Here is a 24,240-nt window from a genome sequence, read left to right on the forward strand (position 1 = left end):
AATATCTTTTTTACTTTATAACAAAAAAGCTTCTTCACAAATATTGGAGAAGCTTTTTTGTTATAAAGTAAACGGGCTTAGTAAATTTCCCTGTTTGTTTTATATTTTGCTAGTCTCTTTCTGGCTCTGGTAAGTTTAGAATGAATTCTGTTTTTTTCATCCGGAGCCATAAAGCCATCTGCCTGTGCTTTCAGGATAGTGTTTTTAATAATCTCCTGCTCTTCCAATAATTTTGCATACTCTTTTGAAGTGATTTTCTTGCTTTTATAGGCACCATTAATGGATGATATTAATGCTTTTTGCTGACCAGTAAAATTTTGTGCCTGAATTTCTTGTATGTAAAGAAAAGAAATTAACAAGCTTACAAATGGATAGTTGGCTAACTTCATAAAATTTTTCCTTTATCATTCATACCCTTTGCCTTTCATTTCCAGCTCTTTCTGATTTTCAAGAACCTCAATGAAATCAGTATGGGTCATCGGTTGACTAAACATCGGGAAATCACTTTTTAAAGCGTTGTCATGTTCTGCCTGGCTTAAAGTGGCGCAGCAATCGGTCAGCGTGATCACATTGTAGCCTTTGTCATATGCTGTCCTCATAGTTGATTCTACGCAGCAATTGGTCAAATATCCAGCCAGAACAACATTTTTTATTCCGGTACTGCGTAAAATATAATCCAGATTGGTGCTGGCAAATCCGCAAAAACTACGTTTTCCTTCAATGATTACATCACCACTCTCTGGTGTTAAAACGTCAATAATTTCTGTTCCCCAGGTATTTTTTTTGAAAGCTCCATTATCAATAACACCTTTCATGATGCCGTAAGGTTTGTTCGTGATTTCGTGGTAATCTTCTGTAAATGAAATTGGTACAAACACGACGTGAATGCCAGCTTCACGCGCTGCTGCAACAGTATCCACTGTATTTTGTAGCATGTTGTTAGATTCCATTACACCTTTTACTGCACCGTGAAATATTCCTCCTTCCGAAGTGAAATCGTTCTGAAATTCAATTAAAACAAGGGCGGTTTCATTTGGGTTTAATTCCATGATCATTACGGATTGGATAAATAATTAATAGTCTGTGAATATAACTGCAATCATTAATATTTCCGTATTTCACATACTGGTATTTTTGATAATAAACGCAAGTTTTGGGTTGAAGAGCAGTTTTTTTGGAGGCACCTTTGTGTAACAATTTAACAATCAAATGGATCAGGAAACTTATAATTATGAAAAGATTGCCAAGGCAATCGAGTACATATCAGAAAATGTCAAAAATCAGCCTTCTTTGTTTGATGTGGCGGAAGAAGTAAATATAAGCCAGTTTCATTTTCAAAGAATGTTTACGGAATGGGCAGGAGTAAGTCCGAAGAAATTTTTGCAATACATCACGGCAGATTATTTGAAAGAGAAAATCAAAGAGTCAACGAATCTGGTGGAGCTTGCAGAATTGGCCGGACTTTCCAGTCAGAGCCGGGTCTACGATTTGTTTACGGGTATTGAAGCGGTAACGCCTCAGGAATTTAAAACCGGTGGAAAAGGATTAAAAATTAGTTATGGTTTTCATGTTACGCCTTTTGGAGAATGTTTCATCGCGGTGACGGAACGCGGAATTTGCGCCATGGCTTTTGTCGACGACGACACCCGTGAACATCAACTAATCCTGTTAGGCAAAAAATGGCATTTTGCGACTATTGAACCGAATCAGAAAATCACCGAAAGTTATGTTCACCGAATTTTTTCGCCCAATCTGGATACGCTTACAAAACTGCCGATTATGGTGCAGGGAACAAATTTTCAACTGAAAGTCTGGGAAGCACTGCTGACAATTCCGCAAGGTTCGGTTACCACCTATCAGCAAATTGCAAACAGTATCGGAAATCCGAAAGCGGTCAGGGCTGTGGGAACGGCGGTAGGGGATAATCCGATCGCCTATCTTATTCCTTGTCACCGCGTTATTCGTAAAGAAGGTGTTTTGGGTGAATATCGATGGGGGAGTTTACGCAAAAAAGCGTTGATCGGCTGGGAGGCAGCTAAAATGGATGGCGGATTGGTTTCCTGAGTTAATTCTTTGTTACAAAGCAGTCAAGTCGCTAACTTGCCGCTTTATGCAAACGAATTGTTACTATTTTGAATTCAAAATCAACTTTTACCGGCGAAATATTTGACTGGCTTTCGTCGATGCATTTTGATTGGGAATTGAAAACCAGTGCCAATGATTTGTTTGACCTGATTGAAATCCGGAAAAATGAGAGGATCTTTTTATTTCTAAAACTGATAAATCTAAAATCCTGGCAGGATCAGAAGATTATTGTTGAATCCGAAACTGCTGTCTTCAAAATAAAACGAGCTGAATTTAGGTCAAACGGAATTGCGACCATTACACTTTGGGAAGATGTATGGTACAACAAAAGAGAAATCGTTCAATCCAGATTAAATGCTATTTTGGGTATTTCGGAAAGAATTCCCGGTAGGGTTACTCAGATAAGGAAATTGGATAAACTCACGGCAAATGATTTTTTGGACAAAAACCATTTGCAAGGATCCGTTTCATCTAAGATCCGATATGGACTATTTTTGCCAAAACGCTATTTTCGTGTCCTTAGCGCTGATTATCAAATCGATACGGGAATAGAAGAATTACTAGTTGCAGTCGCAACGTTTAGTCACCCGCGTACTTTCGAGCGTGAGGAAATACCATATCGCTCTTATGAATTAATCCGTTTTGCAAATCTGAGAAATACAACGGTGGTTGGCGGGTTTGATAAGCTGCTTCAAGCATTTACACTAGATTACCGACCGGGTGATATTATGACTTATGCTGACCTGGAATGGTCGGACGGCGCAAGTTACAGGCGACTGGGATTTGAGGCCATATCAGACAAGGATCCTGTTCGTTTTTGGCTGGATCCTGTTCGTAATATTAGATATAGCGACAACAGAAAGCCTGAAGATGACAAACTAATTGAAATTTATAATGACGGAAGTCGTAAATTTGTCAAAACCATTCACTGAATTTCTTTATCAATTTATTCTCTTTAATCCAGTCTCTTGAATCCATTGTTAATCATTTTGGGCCCCACGGCTTCCGGTAAGACACATTTGGCCAATCAGGTTGCATCACGGATAAATGGTGAAATTTTAAGTGTGGATTCCCGGCAGGTTTATCGTGGAATGAATATTGGAACAGGAAAAGACCTGGAAGAATATGTAGTTGACGACCGGCAAGTACCGTATCATTTGATCGATATTCTTAATGCAGGAGAAAAGTACAATGTAAATCTTTTTCAACAGGATTTTCAAACTTCCTTCTTGGATATTAGAGACAGAAACAAAGTCCCGGTTGCCTGCGGCGGTACTGGTTTTTATTTCTATGCTTTATTGAAAGGACATTCATATACTGTCATCCCGGTTGACGAAGAACTTCGTGAAGGACTCGAAAAAAATTCTAATGAAGACTTGCTTCTCTTATTTAATAATCTTCCGAGTTCGTATCAAAATCTGGCCGATACTTCAACCCGGAAACGGCTGATCCGCGCCATTGAGATTTCAACTTTTTTAGGACAAAATCCTGAAAAAGAAATTTTATTAGAAACAAATTTGGCAACCGTTTACAACCCTCTTGTTTTTGGACTGAACCCGCCTGCCGAAATCCGGCGTGAACGGATCAGTCGGAGATTGGATTACAGATTGAAAAATGGCCTGATTGAAGAAGTGGAATCTCTTCTGAAATCGGGGATCAGTGCGGAAAATCTGATTTATTACGGCCTTGAATATAAATACGTAACCCAATACCTGACCGGCGTATTAGGTTATAAAGAAATGAATACAAAGCTTGAAACCGAAATTCACCGTTTTGCCAAACGCCAGATGACGTTTTTCAGGAAAATGGAAAAAGACGGAATTGCAGTTAACTGGCTGGATTATAATAATGACGAAGAAGAAAATATTTATCGAATTATTACGGCCTACAATTCGTTTAATCAAAACATTTAACCAAAACAGCATTTAACAATTATCAGTGTAACGTTATGAATAAAAAGCTAAGCAGTGTTCTGCTTTTATTTGTTTTAAGTGTCACCGACGCCTATTTGTTAGCACATCCCAATTTGATCGGTAAATTGGGTATATTGATTTATAAACACAGTTATATTAAAACTTTCCCAAGGGCGCTGGGAACGGTACTGCTTGTTGTAGTTATTTCGGTAATGATTTCAGAGGTTTTATTTCGCTTTGTTGACAAGAAAAAAGCGGCATTTGGATACATAACACTGCTTTTCATCAGCGCATTCTGGTTTGTGTATGTCTACTCGATGTTCTCATCTTTTGCTTACAGGATTACAGGGAAAGCCTTTATTTACGGGGCACATTTATTGCCGGTAATACTTACAGGGCTTTTTGCAAGATATTTTGTAAAATCATCGCTAAGGCCTGTGCTGAATTCGAATCCGGTCGGTATGAATGAAACAAAAAATGATGTTTCCTAAGTATTAAAGCCGTTTTCAACTTTTTGTGAGGTAGATTCTGAATATTGTTCGGTTGATCCATAGAATATTATTATTAATACTTAAAATTGTGTAAGATTATAGCTCCTTTCTTGAATTTTCACAAATTAAACATTGATAATAATAGAAAATACAAGGTTTTTTAAGATATTGCGGCTTGTGTTTTTACGGCTAATAAGTCATTTTCGAAATTTAATCTAAAATTAACATATCGGCTCAGTAAATCAGAGGTTGGTTGGTTCTTTGGGCTTTCAACCGTCATCAACATACATATAGTAAACTAACCTTTTAATTTTATTCTTAATTTATATGTCCGAAATAGCTGAATTAATCATTGAAGGTAAAAATTACCAGTTCCCAGTAATAGAAGGTAGTGAAAAAGAGAAGGCCATTGATATTGCTAAATTGCGTGACCAGACCGGTTACATCACCATAGATGCAGGTTACAAAAATACAGGCGCAACAAAAAGCGCTATAACTTTTTTGGATGGAGAAGAAGGAATATTAAATTACCGTGGATATTCGATTGAGGAGTTGGCAGAAAAATCTTCGTTCCTTGAAGTAGCCTATCTTTTGATATATGGTGAATTACCAACAGAAGAACAATATTCAACTTTTCAACATGAAATAACGACGCATACGCTTGTAAACGAAGATATGCGTAAGATTTTTGAAGGCTTTCCGGTGAACGCGCATCCGATGGGTGTTTTATCTTCATTGGTAAGTGCAATGAGCGCATTTTATCCTGAAACGGTTGATTTGGACAGTCCTGAAACTACGGAATTGCATATCATCCGTTTGCTTTCAAAATTGCCTACCATTGCTACATGGTCATATAAAAAATCGCAGGGACATCCGGTAAACTATCCAAATAATGACCTGGACTATTGTTCGAATTTCCTGAACATGATGTTCTCTTTACCGGTTGAAAAATACAAAGTTGACCCTGTTGTTTCTGCAGCTTTGAACAAACTGCTTATTCTACATGCCGATCACGAACAAAACTGTTCTACTTCAACGGTAAGACTTGTAGGTTCATCCCACGCTAATATTTACTCATCTATTTCTTCTGGTATCAGTGCTTTATGGGGCCCGCTTCATGGTGGCGCAAACCAGGAGGTGATTGAAATGCTTGAAGCGATCAAGAATGATGGCGGAGATGTTCAGAAATATGTGGATATGGCAAAAGACAAAGCAAGCGGTTTCCGTTTGTTTGGTTTTGGTCACCGGGTTTACAAAAACTTTGATCCGCGTGCACGTATCATTAAAAAAGCAGCTGACGATGTTTTGAGCAAACTAGGAATCAGTGATCCTGTTTTGGAAATAGCTCAGAAACTTGAAAAAGCGGCTTTGGAAGATGAATATTTCGTATCACGTAAATTGTATCCAAACGTAGATTTCTACTCTGGTATCATTTATCGTGCGCTGGGTATTCCTACGAATATGTTTACTGTGATGTTCGCTATTGGACGTCTGCCGGGCTGGATTGCCCAGTGGAAAGAAATGCGTGCAAATAAAGAACCAATCGGACGTCCGCGTCAGGTTTATGTTGGTGCGCCAAAACGTGCTTACGTAGAAAGAAGCGAGAGATAGGTTTTTAGCTGTTGGCTACTAGCGGTTAGGCGTTAGTGTTGCAGTTTGATATTTTAAGATAAATAAAAAAGACTGACAGAGTGTTCTATTGGAACTTATCTGTCAGTCTTTTTTATTTTTATAATACTCGTATCAGTCCACAACTAACGCCTAAACGCTGACGGCTAAACGCTAACTTATGGCGACAAGCGCTCCGTTACCCAAACACCATCTTTCAAAACATAAGCCAACCTATCATGCAGACGACTCGGTCTTCCCTGCCAGAATTCCACATAATCAGGAATTACGCGGTAACCTCCCCAATGCAGTGGGCGCGGGACAGTTACACCTTCGAATTTTTCTTCAAAGGATTTTAATTTTTCTTCGAGAAATTCACGGTTTTCAATTATTTCGCTTTGATGCGATACCCATGCGCCGATCTGGCTTCCTCTTGGGCGTATTGCGAAATAGTCATCTGACTCCTTTTCTGATGTTTTCTCTATTTTTCCTTCAACCCGTACCTGACGTTCTAATTCTTTCCAAAAGAAAGTAAGTGCTACCTGAGGATTTGCTTCGATCTCCTGGCCTTTTTTACTTTCATAATTGGTAAAAAAAGTAAAACCATTGTCTTCGACACCTTTCAGCAGAACAATTCTTCCCGTTGGCCGTCCATTATTGACTGTACTTAGCAGCATGGCATTTGATTCTGAAAGCCCTGATTTTAAAACTTCGTCAAACCATTTATTGAACTGAATCAGGGGGTTAGCATCCAATTCTGATTCATGTAATCCATTCTGGCTATAATCCGCTCGTATATTTGCTATTTTCTGGTTCATTGTTTGGTAATATATCAATGTTACAAGCTCAAAATTAGCCAATTCATAGGAAAGATTGTTAGATTTGTATTCTATAAGAGGACGTACTTACGAAACATTAATCACGATGGCACAAGAACAACAAGAAGGGGTCGAAAGCAATGCGCAGGAAGACCTGACACAAAAAACGATTGATACCCTTGAAATTGATCTTAACAATGAATTGACGGAAGAACTGGAAGAAGAAGCGCCAGATGTAGATTATAGCCAATTGTCTAAGGAACAACTTGTTAATTTGTTGGAAAACGAGTTAGCCTTGATTAATAGCGAGGGAGTGAAGCCGACGTCCCTTAAAAAGGCAGAGGCTTTGGCTCGTGAAATCCGTCCTGTTTTAGATCATATCAAGCAAACCGACAGAGAAGCCGCGCTTAAAGTTTTTGTAGCGGATTCGGGTAGCGAAGATGGATTCGAATTTAAATATGATGCGGAGACGCAAAAGATAGATTCTCTTAGCCGTGAAATAAGAGGATTGAAAAATACTTATTATCAAAGTGTTGAGAAGGAGAAGGAGAAAAATTTCAATGTGAAAACTTCTCTTTTGCAACGCCTTCGGACACTTTTGGAAGAAGAGGGAACACGGGAAACCGATCCTTCGGGGATGAAATCCAGCTGGGAAGAATTTAAGAAAATTCAGGAGGAGTGGAAATCTGCGGGTAATATTGCATCTCCGCATAATGGTACGCTTTGGGCCACATACAATGCGCTGATTGACCGTTATTTCAGTAACAGGAATATTTATTTCGAGCTTAAAGAACTGGATCGCCGGCGTAATGCAGAGTTGAAAGCAGAGTTATGTAAAAAGGTGGAAGATCTGGCCAAATCTCTTGAATCACGCCCGATGACGAAAGAAATTCTGGCTGAGGCTAACCATATTTTTGAGGATTACAAACACCTTGGGCCTGCACCAAAAGAAGATCAGGAAAAACTTTGGCAGCGTTTTAAAGTGGCTTTGGATCAATTGTATGATGCACAGCGCGGACAGTTTGCTGAGCAGAAAAAATCCATGCAGGAAAATTATGATCAGAAGCTGAAAATTTACGAAGCCATTGTTCCTTTCACGACCTATAATTCAGGAAGTATAAAAGAATGGAATGCAAAAACCAAAGAGGTGATGGCGTTTCAGGATCAGTGGGTGGCTTTAAAAGGTATTATGCCGCGTGAAGAAGGAAAGGAACTCAGCAAAAAATTCTGGGCTACGCTTAAAACTTTTTTCCATAATAAAGGTGAATTTTTCCGTCAGCTTGAATCGAAACGAGAGCAGAATCTGGAATTGAAAAATCAGCTTTGTGCAGATGCAGAAGCGATACTGGCAACAGGCGAAGATACGGCTTCCAATACGCAGAAAGTAATTGAGCTGCAAAAGAAATGGAAAGCAGTAGGACAGGTTCCTGAAAAATATAAAGACACAATTTACGATCGTTTCAAAAAAGCCTGTGATTCTTATTTTGATCAGAAACGTTCGAAAAATAAGGAAGTGGAAGCTGAGTTTGAGGAGAACCTGCGCCGCAAAATTGATTTGATCGAACGTATTGAAATTGCTGCTGCGAATAAGGATGAATCATCTCTGGATCTGCTCAGTGCTTTCAAGAGCGAATGGACTTCTATTGGTTTCGTTCCGAAAAAGGATATGCAAGCCACACAAAAGCGCTATATAGCCGCTGTAAATACCTATGTGAGCGCAATTGGTAAATTGTCGAGCAAGGAAAAAGAGCAGGCTGTATTAGAAAGCGAAGTTGAACTGGTGCGTGACGGTGAAAGCAGCCGCGGACTATTCCGCAAAGAAAATGATATCAAACGTAGAGTTTCACAACTTGAAAATGATATTTCTTTATGGCAGAATAATATCGAATTTTTCGCGAAGTCTAAAACTTCGGATCGTTTGAAAGCAGAATTTGAAAGAAAGATCAGTAGTGCACAAGCGCAGCTTGAAGAGTTGAAACACCAACTGTCTATAATTCAGGAAGCTATCTAAAAAGGTAAAAAAAAGTTTAAAATATTTGCATGAACGTGCATGCAGTATTGAAATTTATTATACTTTTGCACCACGATAACGGAATAACAAACGGTGTCGCAATGTAAAAGAGGCCTCCATAGCTCAGCTGGTAGAGCAACTGACTTGTAATCAGTAGGTCGTTGGTTCGATCCCGACTGGAGGCTCTGAAAAGATCAAGCACTTGACATTTAATGTTGAGTGTTTTTTTTTGTGTGCTGTTAGTTATATAAATTTTAAGAATTTTAACAATCGCTGAATAATTAAAAATTGAGAACTGAAATTTGCATTTTGAAAATCGCGATTTACTGCCAAGGTCAGTAAAGTATCAATTTAACTTTACTATACTTTTAAATCAGTTTCAGAAAAGGAGTATTTAGTAGTCTTTCCTGGAATTAAGATCGTAATTGAAATAAATGGAGAAATGCAACTACTTGTAATTCAATTACTACAAAAATAAATAATAAAATATCTAAAAATAAATACCTTAAAACTTGCGTTATATACTCTGTTCTTCTACTTTTGCACCATGATAACGGAATAACAAACGGCATCATAAAACAAAGAGGCCTCCTTAGCTCAGCTGGTAGAGCAACTGACTTGTAATCAGTAGGTCGTTGGTTCGATCCCGACAGGAGGCTCTTAAAATTTAGCACTTATCCTATTCAGATAAGTGCTTTTTTGTTTTAAATGAAGTGTTAAAATTTTCCGATAATTTTCGAACGTTCAAAGTTTCTGTGAAGTCGATTATTATAGGGTTATTATTTTTAGCGAACTTCGCGCGACTTGATCTGGTACAGGAGAAAATCCACAGAATAATTACAAAAATTAAGAAGAAGAAAACGCTTTCTTCACGGTCGATGCGTAGTAATGAATCGTGCATAATTTCTGCTAATTAAATATTTAGAGATTCAATTGGTTAAGAATAGAATTTATAATTTCAGTCTACTTCGAACTTTCCAAAATCATTTTGAAAACGGCCTTTTTTTAGTTCCCGATCAAATTTCTCTCCGATTTCTTTCAACAGTTCTTCGTTTTCGGATTCGAACGACAATATCTGATGGTAGTAACGGACTTTCATTTTTTCTTTACCGTTTTGCGCCAAGAAAGGCCATTCAATATCTAGAGTCCGGACATGTTAGTACAATTTTTAACGAAAATGAATCACGATTTTTATGCGATTAAAAATTCCTGGTTCATTTCAATGATTTTCACCTCTGAATTAGAGCCAAAGAATATTTCATCCTGGTGGTGGAAAAGTAATGCCCAATTCAGGCTTTGATCCACCACAGTCAAATCGCCACAAGTACAGTTATGGAAATGGTCAAAATATTTTATCAAAAGCTTCCAGGGAACAATCATGGCCTCGGTAGGTTGCCAGGATAAGAAAACTGGTTTTTCAAAAGGGATACCCCGCTGGAAAAGCCAAAGTTTTATTTCTTTTTCTCTTCCTTCCGAAATTCTGGCTTTTTCAATGGTTCTGAAAAAATCTTTTCTAAATGGTGTGTTGCCGTGCAAATTAGATTTAAGCGTATAGTTCCATAAAAAATTAGCGCCTTTTTTGCCAAGAGGCTTCAATTGTTTAAAGTGCGAATCGGGTAATTTTTCATAACTATCATTTGTAAAGCGATGTTTCAGTCTAAACTGATTCATCGGAATTACGTCTTCTGTGAGGTTGTTAAAGTTAATTGTCATTTCAACGTTGCTTAGTAGCAGATTAGTTTTAACCTGCTTACGGGTTTAGAATAATTAAATAATTTTGTCGGTTCTGGATGACCTTGTTCATCCTCAATTATACTTTTGAGAGGGATTCTTTTAAGATTTTTTTCATAGCTAATAATCATTTTTTTCAGGATAGAACGTAGTCTTTTTTTATTGGTACAATCGGTGTTGTAATAACACACTGCAAACGTAGGACATGAATTTCTGTGCAACAATTTTTGGTGGTATACAAAAGGTTAATGAGGCCGGAAATGAGGTGTACAAAAGGTATACAGACCAGTTTTTTGGCTTAAAAACTACTCTCATTTAGTATATAAGATGTTTTCCTTCGAAAAATCGCAATCATTTCTGCTGCTCATAATCGGAAACCAGAATCATTTCTGTTGCCCAGATGTTGTATAATTCTGTCCAGGCCAGCCGCGTTTCTTCGTTCCATAATGCACCCGAACTGCTCTCCATTGTCTGAATTAGAGCATCGCCGACCGTTTTGTAATGTTCCGGTTTTGCACCGTAATGTGCATGCCTTCTGGCCAGTGCGTCAATTTCCGATCTTATTGCAGCCATGTTTTGTAAATGGGTAACCATGAAGGTTATCATATCCGTAAGCTTTTGCATTTGCTGATCCATATCTGATTTAAACATGTGTTTCAGGCAGGGAGCTATTGCAAAGAGCTTATCGTAAAATACAGATCCCGGATTTTCCGGCTGAGACAGAACATAACTCCAGGAATTTTTGATTATGAGAATATTGCGGTCAGTCATTGCTAAGGAGATTAAGTAAACAATAGCGGGTCGAATTGAAATTATACATTTGAGACTTCCGAGGCTGACCGGATCATAGCGCTTGATAGAATTGTGTAAACTTCCAGCCATGCATCCTTAATTTCCTCATTCCACTGTTTTTCCAGCTTATATTCCAGCATTTGTATTAGTGCCTGTCCCACAACCTGATAATGCTCAGCATTCACCCCGTATTTAGAATGACGCTGGGCAAGGCCTTGAATTTGAGGCATTATTTCGTCCAAAGCATTTAGTTTGGAAATTACATAGGATAACATGGTGACCAGTTTTTTAGACTGCTCTTCGGTATTGGTTTTAAACATGGGTTTTAAGGTAGGATCAAGTTCGAATAATACCTCATAGAAATATTCACCAGCGTTTTCAGTATTATTGACGATGTGAAACCAGGAGTTTTTGATGATAAGAATTTTTGAATTTTTCATTTTGAGTTTTGATAATGATAAAAAGATTTTACATTCTCGAATGAGCAAACGTTCTGTACTAAACGCTGAAAAACGAGATAAGAAACTGGTGTGTGTTATAATCTAAATAGTGCCTGAATAAGTACTGGACGAAGATTGATAATAATAAGAAAGGATTAGTTCTCATGGCTAACTTGATTTTGGTGATATTGATGGTATTGTGCTTTCAAACAGGTCGTTGCTGTAAGGAGATACAAACATAAGCCACGGCGAACCTTGCTTCCTAAATTAACAGGTATACAAGAAGTGGACAGAAAAAAATGGAGGGTATACAAAAGGTGAACATCCTTTCTCCATGAAGGAAAAAGGATGTTTCAGTTTAATAGAAGTACTTTTTTGATAATTTAAACCGTCATTAAGTAATCCGTGAGATTACTTTCCTCGGGCAAATTGAGTTTTTTGCGGAGGCGATGACGGGCAGTTTTTACACTATCCGGCGAGATATTTAAAAGGGTAGCGGCCTCTTTTAAGTTAAGGTTTAATCTTATCAAAGCGCACAGGCGAAGTTCCCCGCCGCTCAATTCCGGATTTTCCCTTTTTAGTTTTGAAAAGAAATCTTTGTGTACACCTTCAAAATACATTTTGAATTCATCCCAGTCCCGGTCAAGGTTGAAACTGTAATCGATCAGGTTGATAAGCTTGCTGAGCAAAGGTGTATTTTCATCTCTTTGCCCGGTTTTTAATGTCAGGGAAACCGTTTGCCTGATTTCTTCCAGAATACTGTTTTTCTGAATCAGGTTAAGTGTATGCGTAGTTAAAGCCTTGTTCCGAAATTCAAGTTCGGCTATCAATTGTTGTTCTTTTTCCAGACTATTTCGTATTTCCGTTTCAGCCAATGCTTGTTGAATGGCATTTAATTCTCGGTTTTTCCTGACTTTCAGTCGTTGACGATTGAAAGCAAGTCCTAGTACTAAAAGGCCTGCAAATAGTCCAAGCATGGCAGTATTACGGGTCGCATATCCGAGATCTTTCTCTTGCTGAATCAGTTTTATTTCGCTCAGTTTTTTCTCGCTTTCATAATGCAGCCTAAGATTTGTCATTTTGCTTGCATTTTCTGCATTAAATATGGAATCCTTCAAGGTAGTAGAAAGTTTCTGAAAACGATAAGCATTTGGGAAATCATTCACCTGACCGTAAACCGTCGCCAGACCTTCATATGCTTGCTGCAAAGCCGGTCTCACGCCCGTAGCCAATGCCAGGTCTTTCGCTTTCTGATAACTGGTGATGGCTTTTGAGCTTTGGTTTAATTTAGTATTAACATTTCCCAAGCCATTGTAGGAGGTTATCATCAATCTTTTACTCTGGAATTTTTCGTTGAGTTCCAATGCTTTTTCATAGTGTGAAAGCGCTTCGTCATATTGCTGCTTTTGTAAATAAATCTCTCCCAGATTGTTATGACAAATGATTTGTCCGTTACTATCCTTAAAACCTTCAAAAAGTTTCAATGCCTTGTCTGCACTTAAAATTGCTTCGCCGAATTTTTTCTGTTTCGTGTAGATTGAACCAATATTAATGTAAGATCCGGCAATTGATTTTTTATCATCAAGTTTAAGCCATATCCCTTGAGCCTGTTTATATGATGTTAATGCTTCTTCGAAATTTTTCTGGTTTTTATAAACATTTCCTATACTGTTATAAGTTGATGCAATTTTGCTCTGATCTCCTAATTCCTGAAAAATTGTAGAAGCCTGTAGATAATTATCCAGTGCCTGGCTGTAATTTCCCTGCTCACCATAAACTATTCCCATATTACAAATAGCCCGGGCTATTCCATTTTTATCCTTTATATTTTCAAAGATTTCTTTGCTTTTGGAATAGTTTTCAAGTGCGGTAACATAGTCATTTTTTTGCCAATAATAGACGCCGAAAATTTGATAGCTTCTTGCTTGTCCGCGAAAATATTTGAGCTTTTTTGATAATTCCATGGCTTTGTTACCATATTCCATGGTTTTTTCAGGATCCGACGACCATAAATCCATGGCGAGGTCTACCATTAGAATAACTTTGTTGGTATCTTCTTTTGCCGTCTGAAGTAAATTCTGAAGACTATCTGCCTTTTGAGATTGGGCATATAGTTGAGCATTGGATAAAAGAAATAGTAGACAAAAACGAAGTTTCATAGTTGCAGTAATATCGATTGTTTAAGAGGCAATCAAAAGTAAATGAATTTCATAGCTTAATACGACCGTTAAATTAATAGGACTACAATTGTGAATAATTTTATTGAAAAATTTTTTACAAAAAAAAGTATTTTTCGGTTACATGATAGGTTTTTATTTATTAACAGTGTTAAGTATATTTGCGAAAAAATAAATATGGCCATATCAGATAGAAAAATTCGGGAAAAGGAAGATTTGAAGAAACGAATTCTGGAAGCAGCAAAAGCACTTTTTCTTGAAAAAGGCTTTGAGGCAACTTCTATGCGGAACATTGCGGAAAAAGTGGAATTTAGTCCGACGACCCTGTATTTGTATTATAAAGACAAAAATGATATTGTTTTTGCCTTGCATCAGGAAGGTTTCAAACTGCTCGCGCAACAGTTCAGCATTGTATCAAATGTTGAACATCCCTACGAACGGCTGAAAACAATGGGGCGTATTTATTTAAAATTTGCAGAAGAAAACCCGGACTTTTATGAGTTGATGTTTGTACGCCAGGGGCCAATAATTCATGTGCAGAAATATAATAGCGACGACTGGCAGGAAGGCTCCCGCACCTACAACGTGTTATATGAAACCGTTATAGAGTGCCAAAAAGAAGGTTATTTTAAAAATTTATTGCCACATAGTGTTTCTTTGATTATTTGGTCAACTTTGCATGGTATGTGTACTTTGCATATGCATATGCGACTGGATTGTGTAACTTTTGAGGATGACTATGAGATTGATCCCGAGAAGTCAAGAACAGATTATATTTATGAAACCTTTATTAGTTTTATTGAAAGGTTAAAATAAATATCTAATAAATAACAGTGTAAATAAAATTTTTACTGTACATTTGTTGAGAAGATAAATACGAGTTATTTATCTCTTTTTTTTAATTATTATTAACACTGTAAATAAAATAATTAACAATTACTGACATTAGTTTTGCATTGCCGGCGAGAACTTAGAAAACTGATCATTGAGGCGAAAATCTATATTTTTTTATTAATTACTTAACACTGTACTTAAAATAATCTTTAATTATATGATAACCAATCTTCAAAGTTCATGGACGTTTTACTTGATTGTTCTGCTGATCACAGGACTTCCCGGTGTATTACGGGCGCAGGAAACAGTGCTGCAATCCTATATAAAGCATGGACTGGAAAACAATCAGGGATTAAAACAACAGAAGTTTCTTTTGCAGAGAAATATGTTTGCATTGAAAGAAGCAAAGACTTTTTTCTTGCCGGAAGTTAATTTCACTGGCAACTATTTGGATTCCAGAGGAGGACGTAAAATAAATCTTCCCATTGGGGATTTATTGAATCCGGTTTACAATTCTCTAAATCAGCTAACAAATTCGTCGGCCTTCCCGGAAGTCAGGAACATCAGCCAAACATTTAACCCAAATAATTATTACGACGCAAAATTTAGAACTTCTATTCCAATTTTTGACGCAGAAATTATCTACAATAGCAGGATCAGAAAGGAAGAAATCAATTATCAGCAAGCCGAAATAGACGTATATAAACGCGAGTTGGTAAAAGATATTCAGTTGGGTTATTATGCATATCTGCAAACACTTGAATCCATCAGGATCTTAGAAAATGCTGCCATTCTTGCACAGGAAAACCTTCGATACAATCAGACGTTAGTTAAAAATGATAAGGCAATCAGAACTGCGGTCAGCCGTGCAGAAAATGAGCTTATCGGTTTGAAAGCCAAATTGGAAGATGCCAAATATCAATCGGTTAATGCGGCAGCTTATTTTAATTTTTTACTGAATTTGCCATTCAATACTAAAATTGAATACCCTCAAAATCAACAGATTATTAACGAAACAGATACTTCTGTATCGGGTAGGAGAGAAGAGTTAACCAAACTTGCTACTTTACAGGATATCAATTCACTTTCATTGCAATTGGCTAGATCTGCCCGCCTTCCCAAACTTTCCACGTTCATGGATCTGGGTTCTCAGGGTGATTTTTTGAAATTCAATAATACGACCCGATACTACCTTTTTGGTGTGACTTTGAGCTGGCAGTTATTTGCTGCCAACAGGACTTTCTACAAAGCGCAACAGGCTGAATTCCAGATTAAGGCTACTGTGGAACAAATAAATCAGGTGGAGCAGCAACTTCAATTGCAGGCTGAGACTGCAGCAAATAAACTTAGTTCAGCCAGGCAAATTTACGAAGCATCCAAAAGCCAGACGGTATTATCCGAACAATATTACCAGGATCAACGGAAGTTGTACCGGGAAGGGCAACTTTTATATCTGGAATTGCTGGACGCACAAAACAGGCTGATCAGCGATCAGTTACAGCAAAGTATTTCCTATTTGAATGTACAAACCCGGGCTGTTGAGCTGGAACGAGCAAAAGCCAGCTATCCACTTTCTAACTAAAAACGAACATGAAAAAGATATTCAAAATAAATCCGGCTTTCTTATTATTCGCTGCGGCACTTTTGGTGACCGCTTGTAAAGAGAAAACAAAACCAGAAAAAACGGATAGTACCATTCCCGTTAAAATTATAAACTCAGCTTCCTTAAATCAGGTTCAGGCTGTGGAAACTTCCGGATTATTATCATCCGAAAACGAAGCAAGATTGTCCTTTAAGGTTGGTGGAATTATCAGACAAATCCTGGTTAAAGAAGGAGATCAGGTACGCAAAGGTCAGCTTTTGGCAACGTTGAATACAACTGAAATTTCTGCTCAAATGAGTCTTGCGGAAGAGAATTATCTGAAAGCAAAAAGGGATGCACAACGTACGCAGAATCTTTACCGTGATAGTGTCAATACCAAGGAGCAACTTCAAAATAGTCAGACAAACCTGGCGATTACAGAAAAGCAAATGGAGATTTCTCGCTTTAATCTTTCCCATGCGAGTATTGTGGCGCCATCGGATGGTGTGGTTATAAAAAAACTGGTTAACGTAGGTGAGCAAATCGAAGGCGGCGCGCCTGTTTTATTTATCAGCGGAGTTAAAAACGATGATTGGGTAATAAAATGTGGTTTAACCGACAAAGACTGGACACGATTAAAAGGCAATGAAAAGGCAGAGATATCATTTGATGCATTCTCACAAACTTTCACCGGAAGTGTAAAAACGCTGGCACAGGGAAGTGATGTGGCGTCCGGTTTGTTCCAGGTAGAAATCCGGGTTGACAAGCAAAATGTAAAGTTGGTAAACGGTCTTTTTGCAAAAGTTAGTATTTATCCAAAAGAAAAAACAGACCTTATTTCAATCCCGTTTGACGCACTTATTGAAGGAGAAAGTGACAGTGCTTTTGTTTTCGTCGCTAATGGAAATGTGGCTACGAAAAAGGCCGTCAAGGTGGCATACCTGGAAGGTAGTAAAGCTTTCATTTTATCAGGAATTGGTGCCGGTGAAAAGATTATTCGCGAGGGATCTGCTTATCTGGCAAACGGTTCGGTAATTAAAATAGTCCAATAATATTTTAACCAGGAAATCATGAAATTACCAGAATTTGCCGTTAAGAATTACCAGTTTACACTGGTTGTCTTCATCGCCGTTTTAGCGTTGGGTGTATATTCGCTTTTTACGATGCCTCGCAGTGAAGATCCTGATACGCATTCACCTCAGTTTACAGTTGTGGTGATATACCCTGGCACCAGTCCAAAAGATATGGAGCAGTTGGTGGTGGATCCAATGGAAAAGAAAATCAATGAAATGGATGATATCAAACATGTCATCACCGATATCAGGGACGGGCTTGCCGTGATGCAGGTAATTTACAAATACAGTTCAGATCCCGATACCAAATATCAGGAATTGGTAAGAGAGGTCAATAGCTTGAAAAGCACGCTTCCGGCTGACATCAATGATATCCGGATCAATAAAATGGAGCCGTCGGATGTGAGTATTTACCAATTTGCTCTAATCAGCGAAAATGCTTCTTACACACAGCTTAAAGCTTATTCCAAAGCTTTTAAAGAGCGGATGGAGAAAATTAAAACGCTGAAAAAAGTAGAATTTTCAGGAGTTCCCGAACGTCAGGTTAAGGTGAGTTTGAACCTTCAAAAAATCGCCAGACAAAATCTGACGCAAAATCAGGTTATTGCTGCTCTGCAAAGTGAAAATATAAATATCCCCGGCGGAAGCATTACCATGGCTTCCAGGAAACTTAACATAAAAACGAGCGGGAATTATCGTACGCTGGATGAAGTGAGCAACACGGTGGTTTCCTCCTTTGATGGGAAAATTGTATATCTCAAAGATGTGGCCGATATCAAAATGGGATATGAGGACGAAACTCACATCACCCGTTTGAACGGTTTTAGATGTAGTTTTTTAAGTTTTAGCCAAAAAGAAGGCGAAAATATTATTGCCGTTAAAGATCAGGTTGAACCGGCCATTGCGCAGTTCAAAAAAGAATTACCATCCAATATTGATCTGATCAAGGTTTTTGACCAGGCCAATAGTGTTGATATCCGCTTGTCTCATTTTGCCCGGGATTTTGGTATTGCAATTCTTTTGGTATTGCTGACTTTGCTTCCTTTGGGAACACGCGCTTCTTTGGTTGTCATGATATCTATTCCGCTTTCTTTGTCTATTGGTCTGACAATCATGAACTTGCTTGGTTATAATATCAATCAGCTAAGTATTGTCGGGATGATTGTAGCACTTGGGATTCTGGTGGATGACAGTATTGTAGTAGTGGAAAACATTGAACGTTATTTGCGTATGGGGTACAGCCGGATCGATGCGTCCATTAAAGCTTCAACGCAGATCAGCATGGCGGTTGTTGGCTGTACAATTCTTTTGATCTTTGCATTTTTACCGCTGACATTCCTTCCCGAAGGTGCCGGAGATTTTATCCGAAGTCTGCCTTTGTCTGTAATCACAACAGTTTTTGCGTCCGTGCTGGTTTCGCTGACTATTGTTCCTTTTTTATCAAGCATCATTTTGAAACCTCATGCGAGTGCAGAAGGAAATTTTCTGTTGAGAGCGATGAAAAAAGGTATTCATAAAACATATGGAAGTTTACTGGATCGCGCTTTGAAAATGCCCATACTGACTTTGATTTTCGCAGCTTTGCTTTTTGCCGGTTCTATTGCTTTGGTGCCGTTAATCGGAAACAGTTTGTTTCCGAAATCTGAAAAACCAATGTTTTTAGTTGATATTGAAACACCCCAGGGTACCAATTTGAAAAAGACAAATCAGGTAACCCGATATGTCGAATCGGTTTTGAAACAGGAAACTTTGATTACTTCTTTTGCTACGAATGTTGGAAAAGGAAATCCACGGATCTATTACAATGTGATTCCGCGCAATGAAAGTGAAAATTTTGCAGAAATATTTGTTCAGGTGGAAGGATTGGAAACTTCTGAAAAAGTTGAGGTGATTGAAAGGTTGAGAAAGAAACTGGAACGCTATCCCGGAGCCGAAATCAAAGTGAAAGACTTTGAACAGGGCCCGCCTTTGGAAGCACCGCTTGCTTACCGGATTTATGGCGATAATCTTGACGAACTTCGGAAAACGGCTTTCAAAGTTGCCGCTTTACTGGCGAAAGTAGACGGTACTATTTATGTAAACAATCCATTGCTCGTTCAGCCAACGGATCTGAAAGTCAGGGTTAATAAAGAAAAAGCGGGAACACTTGGTGTTTTGTCATCCGATATCGATCGCACGGTAAGATTGGGCGCCGCCGGACTAAATGTGGCGACGTACAGGGAAGATGTGGGGAAAGCCGACAATTATAACGTCAACGTTTCGATTGCCAGAAATGCCGCAATCCAGGATTATAGTATGTTTGATAAATTGTATGTTACTTCGGCGGCGGGTGCTAATATTCCACTTAAAAATGTAGCAACAATCGGGCTGGAAAGCTCCCCAAACCAGATTCGCCATTACGATAAGGACAGGTACGTCACCGTTTCATCTTTTGTAAAACCGGGATACAATGTGCAGCAGCTGAATGAGAATATTACTTTACAGCTCAATAAATTCAAGTTTGAAAAAGGTCAGACTTTCACCGTTTCCGGAGAAAAGGAAAGTCAGGATGAAAGTTTTGGTGGTTTGGGAATGATCATTATTATTACTGTTTTTGGATTTTTAGGTGTCCTTATTTTGGAATTTAAAACGTTCAAAAGTATCCTGATCGTATTGTCCGTAATTCCTCTGGGTATCATGGGAGGTTTGGTAATGCTTTTCCTGACAGGCGAAACCTTGTCTTTTACGGCCACAATCGGATTTATTGCACTCGTGGGTATTGAAGTAAAAAACTCTTTGCTTGTCGTAGATTTTACCAATCAGTTGAGAGCGCAGGGGAAAGGAATTCAGGAAGCAATTATTGAAGCGGGTGAAGTCCGTTTTGTCCCTATTTTATTAACTTCTCTGACGGCCATCGGAGGTTTGCTTCCACTTGTTATCGAGTATAGCGCCTTGTATTCACCACTTGCCTTAGTACTTATTGGAGGTTTAATCAGCTCGACTTTGCTTTCCCGTTTGGTAACACCGGTGATGTACAAACTTTTACCACCTACAATTACAATGGAAAAAGAAGAGGAAGTCATGGAGCCTGAATTGGTTTTGAATTAGTTTAATCTTCTTGTTTAACTTTATAGATATCCCATGTCAGCAAATTAATTTGCCGACATGGGATATTTTTTTACTTGATTTCCAGAGATTTAAACTGAAAATTATTTCGTGCAATATCTGGTTCCAAATAATTTTTTCAAAAAGATTTTCCAAATGCTTGCAATTTTGGAATCATTAAATTTACTTTGTCTATATATTTTATAGACTTTTGGCTTGAACCACCCTGGGCCTAAGTTAAAACCAGAAATTATTCGTTTATGAAAGCGATTATTTTGAATGTGTTGAATTTGTCTTCAATGACAAACAGGGTGGTGTATCATCGGCTGTTCCTCCCGGAGCAAAGTTGTTGAAGCTGATCTTTTTGTCTCCCATTTATACTAAACGTCCAAAAATATCCCAGTCAGTAATGCTGTAAAGGAGTAGATTTTCGGTGGTTGTCAATTTTCGAATTTATGGCATACTGTCCCGGGGTATTTTTGGAATTCATTCCTAATCAGGTATTCTCATGACTACTGCTGACGCTGTACTTCTAATTAAAAAAATTGCAATAGGTATTTTTCTTACCGTTGTTCCATTTGCACTCATTACCGGAGGAATCTGGTTTGCGTATAACCTTATTCGGTAGTTTTTACTATTCACCAAAATATTTGATATTATATGAAACTCGCAAAAGAAGACGCCCAAAAGCTGACGCGTGACGGCCTGATCAGCATTGGCTTATATCTCGCACCGATCGTACTTATGTTTGGCGCTTTTTATTTTACAAATTTTAAGCCCTGGCAGGGAGCTAATGAGTTGCCATTTAAAGTGCCTCATTTGGTAGAGGGAGTTTTCAAAAACCTGAGTTCTTGGGGCTTATCTGTCATCGTACTGCTAATTGGCGTAGTTGAACTTTTTGCCGGACTTTATGAAAATAAATGGACCAAAAACGAGCGTATTCTGGATATTGTATGTTACGTTTTACCAAAAATTATAATTGCTCCGGTGGTGGCTTATTACAGTCTTGAACTATTGCCAAAGATTTTACCGTATGCAAAAGGAAGTTTTTCATGGGTTCCTTTCTGGTGGGCATTTGCGATAATCGCCGTTGCTGATGATTTGACACAGTATTGGTATCACCGTCTGCATCACCAACTGCCTTGGTTATGGCGTTTTCACCGTACGCACCACAGCGCTCCTTACATGGGAATGGCTATGGCGGGCAGACAAAATATTATTTACACCATTTTCTTTTCTCAAACTTATCTTACCGTTGCGCTTACGTACGTGGGGCTGGGTTATGCCGCGTTATTTGTAAAAGTGATTAAGTCGCTGATAACCACAGGTGCACATTCGAACATTCCTTGGGATAAGCCTTTTTACACGATCAAATGGCTTCAACCGATAGGCTGGGTTTTGGAGAGATTCATTTCTACACCCGCTACGCATCAGGCGCACCATGCCGATACAATGGATGACGGAATCGGGTATTACAAAGGTAATTTTGGTAACATGTTTTTCCTTTGGGATATCATTTTTGGGACAGGAATTATTACCCGGAAATATCCTACATCATTTGGAATTAAACATTATAAGGAAGAAGAATGGTACGCTCAACTTATCTGGCCAATCTTGAAATCGAAAAAAGAAGGTAGTGAATTATCTGCCAACGGACCGATGGTAGGAGATGAAGTGCATGAAACGATCATTGAGCCGCTTGCCCTGGAAACGAGAGTTGCCAGCTGATTTTCAACCCATAAATATTTCTGAGTTTGCCTTGGTTTCATAGCCTTGGCGAACTCAGGTTTTTAAATGAAAATCAATTTTTAAATAAATTACTTTTTTAATAAGTACAAGATGACCACCCGATTAACCAAAATTTTAGTTCTTTTTTTAGTCATGAACTCGCCTGCATTTTCGCAAAAGAAAAAGCTCAAAGCACAAGTCGCAATTTCAAAACCCAACATCGTGCTGATCATGGCGGACGATCTTGGGTTTTCTGATATTGGTAGTTATGGATCTGAAATACAGACACCTAACCTTAATAAACTGGCGGCCGAAGGAATTCGTTTTAGGCAGTTTTACAACAATGCCATTTGCGCGCCAACGCGGGCATCACTTCTCAGCGGGCAATATCAGCACACAGCAGGTATGGGTTATTTTAATATTGATTTAGGAACACCGGCTTATCAGGGATTTTTGAGCAAACAAACTGTTTCCCTGGCTGAGGTTTTGAAGGATGCTGGTTACAGCACTTTGTTGTCCGGCAAATGGCATGTGGGAGATGACAGTACCAGCCAGTGGCCCAGAAAACGCGGTTTTGATCATTTTTATGGAAACATTGGCGGGGCAAGTGATTACTATGTGATTAAAAATCTTCCTAAAAAACAACGCAGCTTTTTTGTTAAGGACGATAAAATCGTTGACCCGGAAGATGAGGACAATTTCTATTACACCGATGAAATTGCTAAAAATGCGATTGGATTTTTAAAAGATCAGCGTCAGGAACAAAAACCTTTCTTTCTGTATCTGGCATTCACGTCGCCCCATTGGCCTTTGCAAGCCTGGCCAAAAGATATCAAAAAGTATGAGGGCAAATATGATATGGGTTGGGATTCGCTAAGGATACTTCGATTCAAACGCCAACAGGAATTGAATATAATTGGCAAAGGCCAGAAAATCAGTGTTAAAAATAGTGATCTGCCGGCCTGGAACAGTCTGACCTACGATGAACAAAAGTTGTGGGCGAAAAAGATGGAAGTTTATGCTGCTCAGGTAGATAACCTTGACCAGAACATTGGAAAAGTGGTAGAACATTTAAAAGAATCCGGTCAGTTGGATAATACAATTATATTTTTCATTTCAGATAATGGTGCTGCCGGTGAGGATGTTGGACATGGATTTAGTGGCAGAACGGTGCGAAACTGGGGGCCGGTTGGAACAGCCGGTTCGTATGATTCCTATACCAGAACCTGGGCTTATGCATCCAATACGCCACTGAAATCTTTCAAAGGATTTCAGTATGAAGGCGGAATAAGCAGCCCGTTTATTGCTCGTTTCCCATCAAAAATTGCAGCGGGAGGTTTGATTGACGGAACAGCTCATTTGATTGATATCGCGCCGACTTAATACGAAATTGCAGGTGCCAAATATCCGCAGACCTATAAAGAAAATATGATTCATCCGTTGGCTGGGGAGAGTATTTTACCCGCAATTTATGGTAAAGAATGGAGTCGATCCAAACCTATTTTCTGGGAAAGAGCGGGTAATAAAGCGGTCAGAAAAGGAAAATGGAAACTTGTTTCTGTGCGAAGCGACCAATGGGAATAATATGACATTGAGGCGGATAGGGGAGAAACCAATAATCTGATCAAGGGAAATGCAGGCATCGCTGCTGAGTTGCAGGGACTTTACGATACCTGGGCGAAAAGTGTAAAAGTAGAAGACTGGAACGTAATTGGCAAAGGAAAAGGATTCGAGCCAAGTTTTAACCCCTGATTTTCAAAAAATACGAAATAGAGATCAGCCGATTTAGAATACAAAGTGTTCCAGGTTGCCTGATCTCTGGCTAAAAGCTAACGGCTAATAGCTAATAACTCTATTACTAACTGAATGAATT

The 24,240-nt window shown here is 38.6% G+C and carries 21 protein-coding genes and 2 tRNA genes; 15 read left to right on the forward strand and 8 right to left on the reverse strand.

Annotation, left to right across the window (positions count from 1 at the left end; genetic code table 11):
- Positions 1-77: 77 nt before the first annotated feature.
- Both FZF08_RS04040 and FZF08_RS04045 read right to left on the reverse strand, forming a co-directional pair.
- Entirely contained in the window at positions 78-389 is a 312-nt protein-coding gene (locus FZF08_RS04040; protein WP_159467368.1) for a hypothetical protein, read from the reverse strand.
- A gap of 15 nt (positions 390-404) precedes the next feature.
- On the reverse strand, positions 405-1,049 hold the full coding sequence (locus FZF08_RS04045) for a cysteine hydrolase (RefSeq protein WP_159467369.1): 645 nt from the start codon (positions 1,047-1,049) through the stop codon (positions 405-407).
- A gap of 160 nt (positions 1,050-1,209) precedes the next feature.
- Here FZF08_RS04045 and FZF08_RS04050 point away from each other — a divergent pair, with 160 nt between their 5' ends.
- The 5 genes from FZF08_RS04050 to FZF08_RS04070 all read left to right on the forward strand — a co-directional run bounded on the left by FZF08_RS04050 (position 1,210) and on the right by FZF08_RS04070 (position 6,100).
- Complete coding sequence (locus FZF08_RS04050; protein WP_159467370.1) at positions 1,210-2,064, forward strand: methylated-DNA--[protein]-cysteine S-methyltransferase; 855 nt, start codon at positions 1,210-1,212, stop codon at positions 2,062-2,064.
- 68 nt (positions 2,065-2,132) lie between these two features.
- Positions 2,133-3,017, forward strand: coding sequence for a hypothetical protein (locus FZF08_RS04055; RefSeq protein ID WP_159467371.1), 885 nt, complete (start codon positions 2,133-2,135; stop codon positions 3,015-3,017).
- 36 nt (positions 3,018-3,053) lie between these two features.
- Positions 3,054-3,998 carry a tRNA (adenosine(37)-N6)-dimethylallyltransferase MiaA gene (gene miaA / locus FZF08_RS04060; protein WP_159467372.1) on the forward strand — a complete coding sequence of 315 codons (945 nt, stop codon included), beginning with the start codon at positions 3,054-3,056 and terminating at the stop codon, positions 3,996-3,998.
- A 35-nt stretch (positions 3,999-4,033) separates the two neighbouring features.
- Positions 4,034-4,489, forward strand: a complete 456-nt coding sequence (locus tag FZF08_RS04065; protein ID WP_159467373.1) for a hypothetical protein — start codon at positions 4,034-4,036, stop codon at positions 4,487-4,489.
- 327 nt (positions 4,490-4,816) lie between these two features.
- Positions 4,817-6,100 (forward strand): citrate synthase, encoded by a 1,284-nt coding sequence (locus FZF08_RS04070; protein ID WP_159467374.1) that lies wholly within the window; start codon positions 4,817-4,819, stop codon positions 6,098-6,100.
- 176 nt (positions 6,101-6,276) lie between these two features.
- Here FZF08_RS04070 and pdxH read toward each other — a convergent pair whose 3' ends face one another.
- On the reverse strand, positions 6,277-6,915 hold the full coding sequence (pdxH, locus tag FZF08_RS04075; protein ID WP_159467375.1) for a pyridoxamine 5'-phosphate oxidase: 639 nt from the start codon (positions 6,913-6,915) through the stop codon (positions 6,277-6,279).
- Positions 6,916-7,021: 106 nt separating this feature from the next.
- Here pdxH and FZF08_RS04080 point away from each other — a divergent pair, with 106 nt between their 5' ends.
- The 3 genes from FZF08_RS04080 (at position 7,022) to FZF08_RS04090 (ending at position 9,585) form a co-directional block, all read left to right on the forward strand.
- A complete protein-coding gene (locus tag FZF08_RS04080) occupies positions 7,022-8,926 on the forward strand; it encodes a DUF349 domain-containing protein (RefSeq protein ID WP_159467376.1) in 1,905 nt (634 codons plus the stop codon).
- A gap of 112 nt (positions 8,927-9,038) precedes the next feature.
- Positions 9,039-9,111: transfer RNA gene (locus tag FZF08_RS04085), tRNA-Thr, on the forward strand.
- A gap of 401 nt (positions 9,112-9,512) precedes the next feature.
- Positions 9,513-9,585 (forward strand) — tRNA-Thr (locus tag FZF08_RS04090).
- A 299-nt stretch (positions 9,586-9,884) separates the two neighbouring features.
- Here FZF08_RS04090 and FZF08_RS04095 read toward each other — a convergent pair.
- From FZF08_RS04095 to FZF08_RS04115, 5 genes are all read right to left on the reverse strand, one after another.
- Positions 9,885-10,025 (reverse strand): hypothetical protein, encoded by a 141-nt coding sequence (locus FZF08_RS04095; RefSeq protein ID WP_159467377.1) that lies wholly within the window; start codon positions 10,023-10,025, stop codon positions 9,885-9,887.
- Between the two features lie 92 nt (positions 10,026-10,117).
- Entirely contained in the window at positions 10,118-10,639 is a 522-nt protein-coding gene (locus FZF08_RS04100; protein WP_159467378.1) for a hypothetical protein, read from the reverse strand.
- 369 nt (positions 10,640-11,008) lie between these two features.
- Positions 11,009-11,428 carry a globin domain-containing protein gene (locus FZF08_RS04105; protein ID WP_159467379.1) on the reverse strand — a complete coding sequence of 140 codons (420 nt, stop codon included), beginning with the start codon at positions 11,426-11,428 and terminating at the stop codon, positions 11,009-11,011.
- A gap of 41 nt (positions 11,429-11,469) precedes the next feature.
- Positions 11,470-11,889: a globin domain-containing protein gene (locus tag FZF08_RS04110; protein WP_159467380.1), complete on the reverse strand. Its 420-nt coding sequence runs from the start codon at positions 11,887-11,889 to the stop codon at positions 11,470-11,472.
- 383 nt (positions 11,890-12,272) lie between these two features.
- Positions 12,273-14,048 (reverse strand): tetratricopeptide repeat protein, encoded by a 1,776-nt coding sequence (locus tag FZF08_RS04115; protein WP_159467381.1) that lies wholly within the window; start codon positions 14,046-14,048, stop codon positions 12,273-12,275.
- 195 nt (positions 14,049-14,243) lie between these two features.
- On the opposite strand from FZF08_RS04115, the gene FZF08_RS04120 reads away from it, so the two are divergent.
- The 7 genes from FZF08_RS04120 to FZF08_RS04150 all read left to right on the forward strand — a co-directional run bounded on the left by FZF08_RS04120 (position 14,244) and on the right by FZF08_RS04150 (position 23,951).
- A complete protein-coding gene (locus FZF08_RS04120) occupies positions 14,244-14,882 on the forward strand; it encodes a TetR/AcrR family transcriptional regulator (protein WP_159467382.1) in 639 nt (212 codons plus the stop codon).
- Between the two features lie 235 nt (positions 14,883-15,117).
- Positions 15,118-16,482 (forward strand): TolC family protein, encoded by a 1,365-nt coding sequence (locus tag FZF08_RS04125; RefSeq protein ID WP_159467383.1) that lies wholly within the window; start codon positions 15,118-15,120, stop codon positions 16,480-16,482.
- A gap of 8 nt (positions 16,483-16,490) precedes the next feature.
- Positions 16,491-17,534, forward strand: coding sequence for an efflux RND transporter periplasmic adaptor subunit (locus FZF08_RS04130; protein WP_159467384.1), 1,044 nt, complete (start codon positions 16,491-16,493; stop codon positions 17,532-17,534).
- 18 nt (positions 17,535-17,552) lie between these two features.
- Positions 17,553-20,642 carry an efflux RND transporter permease subunit gene (locus FZF08_RS04135; RefSeq protein ID WP_159467385.1) on the forward strand — a complete coding sequence of 1,030 codons (3,090 nt, stop codon included), beginning with the start codon at positions 17,553-17,555 and terminating at the stop codon, positions 20,640-20,642.
- A gap of 657 nt (positions 20,643-21,299) precedes the next feature.
- Positions 21,300-22,367 carry a sterol desaturase family protein gene (locus tag FZF08_RS04140; protein WP_159467386.1) on the forward strand — a complete coding sequence of 356 codons (1,068 nt, stop codon included), beginning with the start codon at positions 21,300-21,302 and terminating at the stop codon, positions 22,365-22,367.
- A 111-nt stretch (positions 22,368-22,478) separates the two neighbouring features.
- Entirely contained in the window at positions 22,479-23,750 is a 1,272-nt protein-coding gene (locus tag FZF08_RS04145; protein ID WP_159467387.1) for an arylsulfatase, read from the forward strand.
- Positions 23,751-23,795: 45 nt separating this feature from the next.
- Positions 23,796-23,951 (forward strand): hypothetical protein, encoded by a 156-nt coding sequence (locus FZF08_RS04150; protein ID WP_159467388.1) that lies wholly within the window; start codon positions 23,796-23,798, stop codon positions 23,949-23,951.
- Positions 23,952-24,240: the final 289 nt, after the last annotated feature.

Source organism: Dyadobacter sp. 3J3 (assembly GCF_009801115.1).
GTDB lineage: Bacteria > Bacteroidota > Bacteroidia > Cytophagales > Spirosomataceae > Dyadobacter.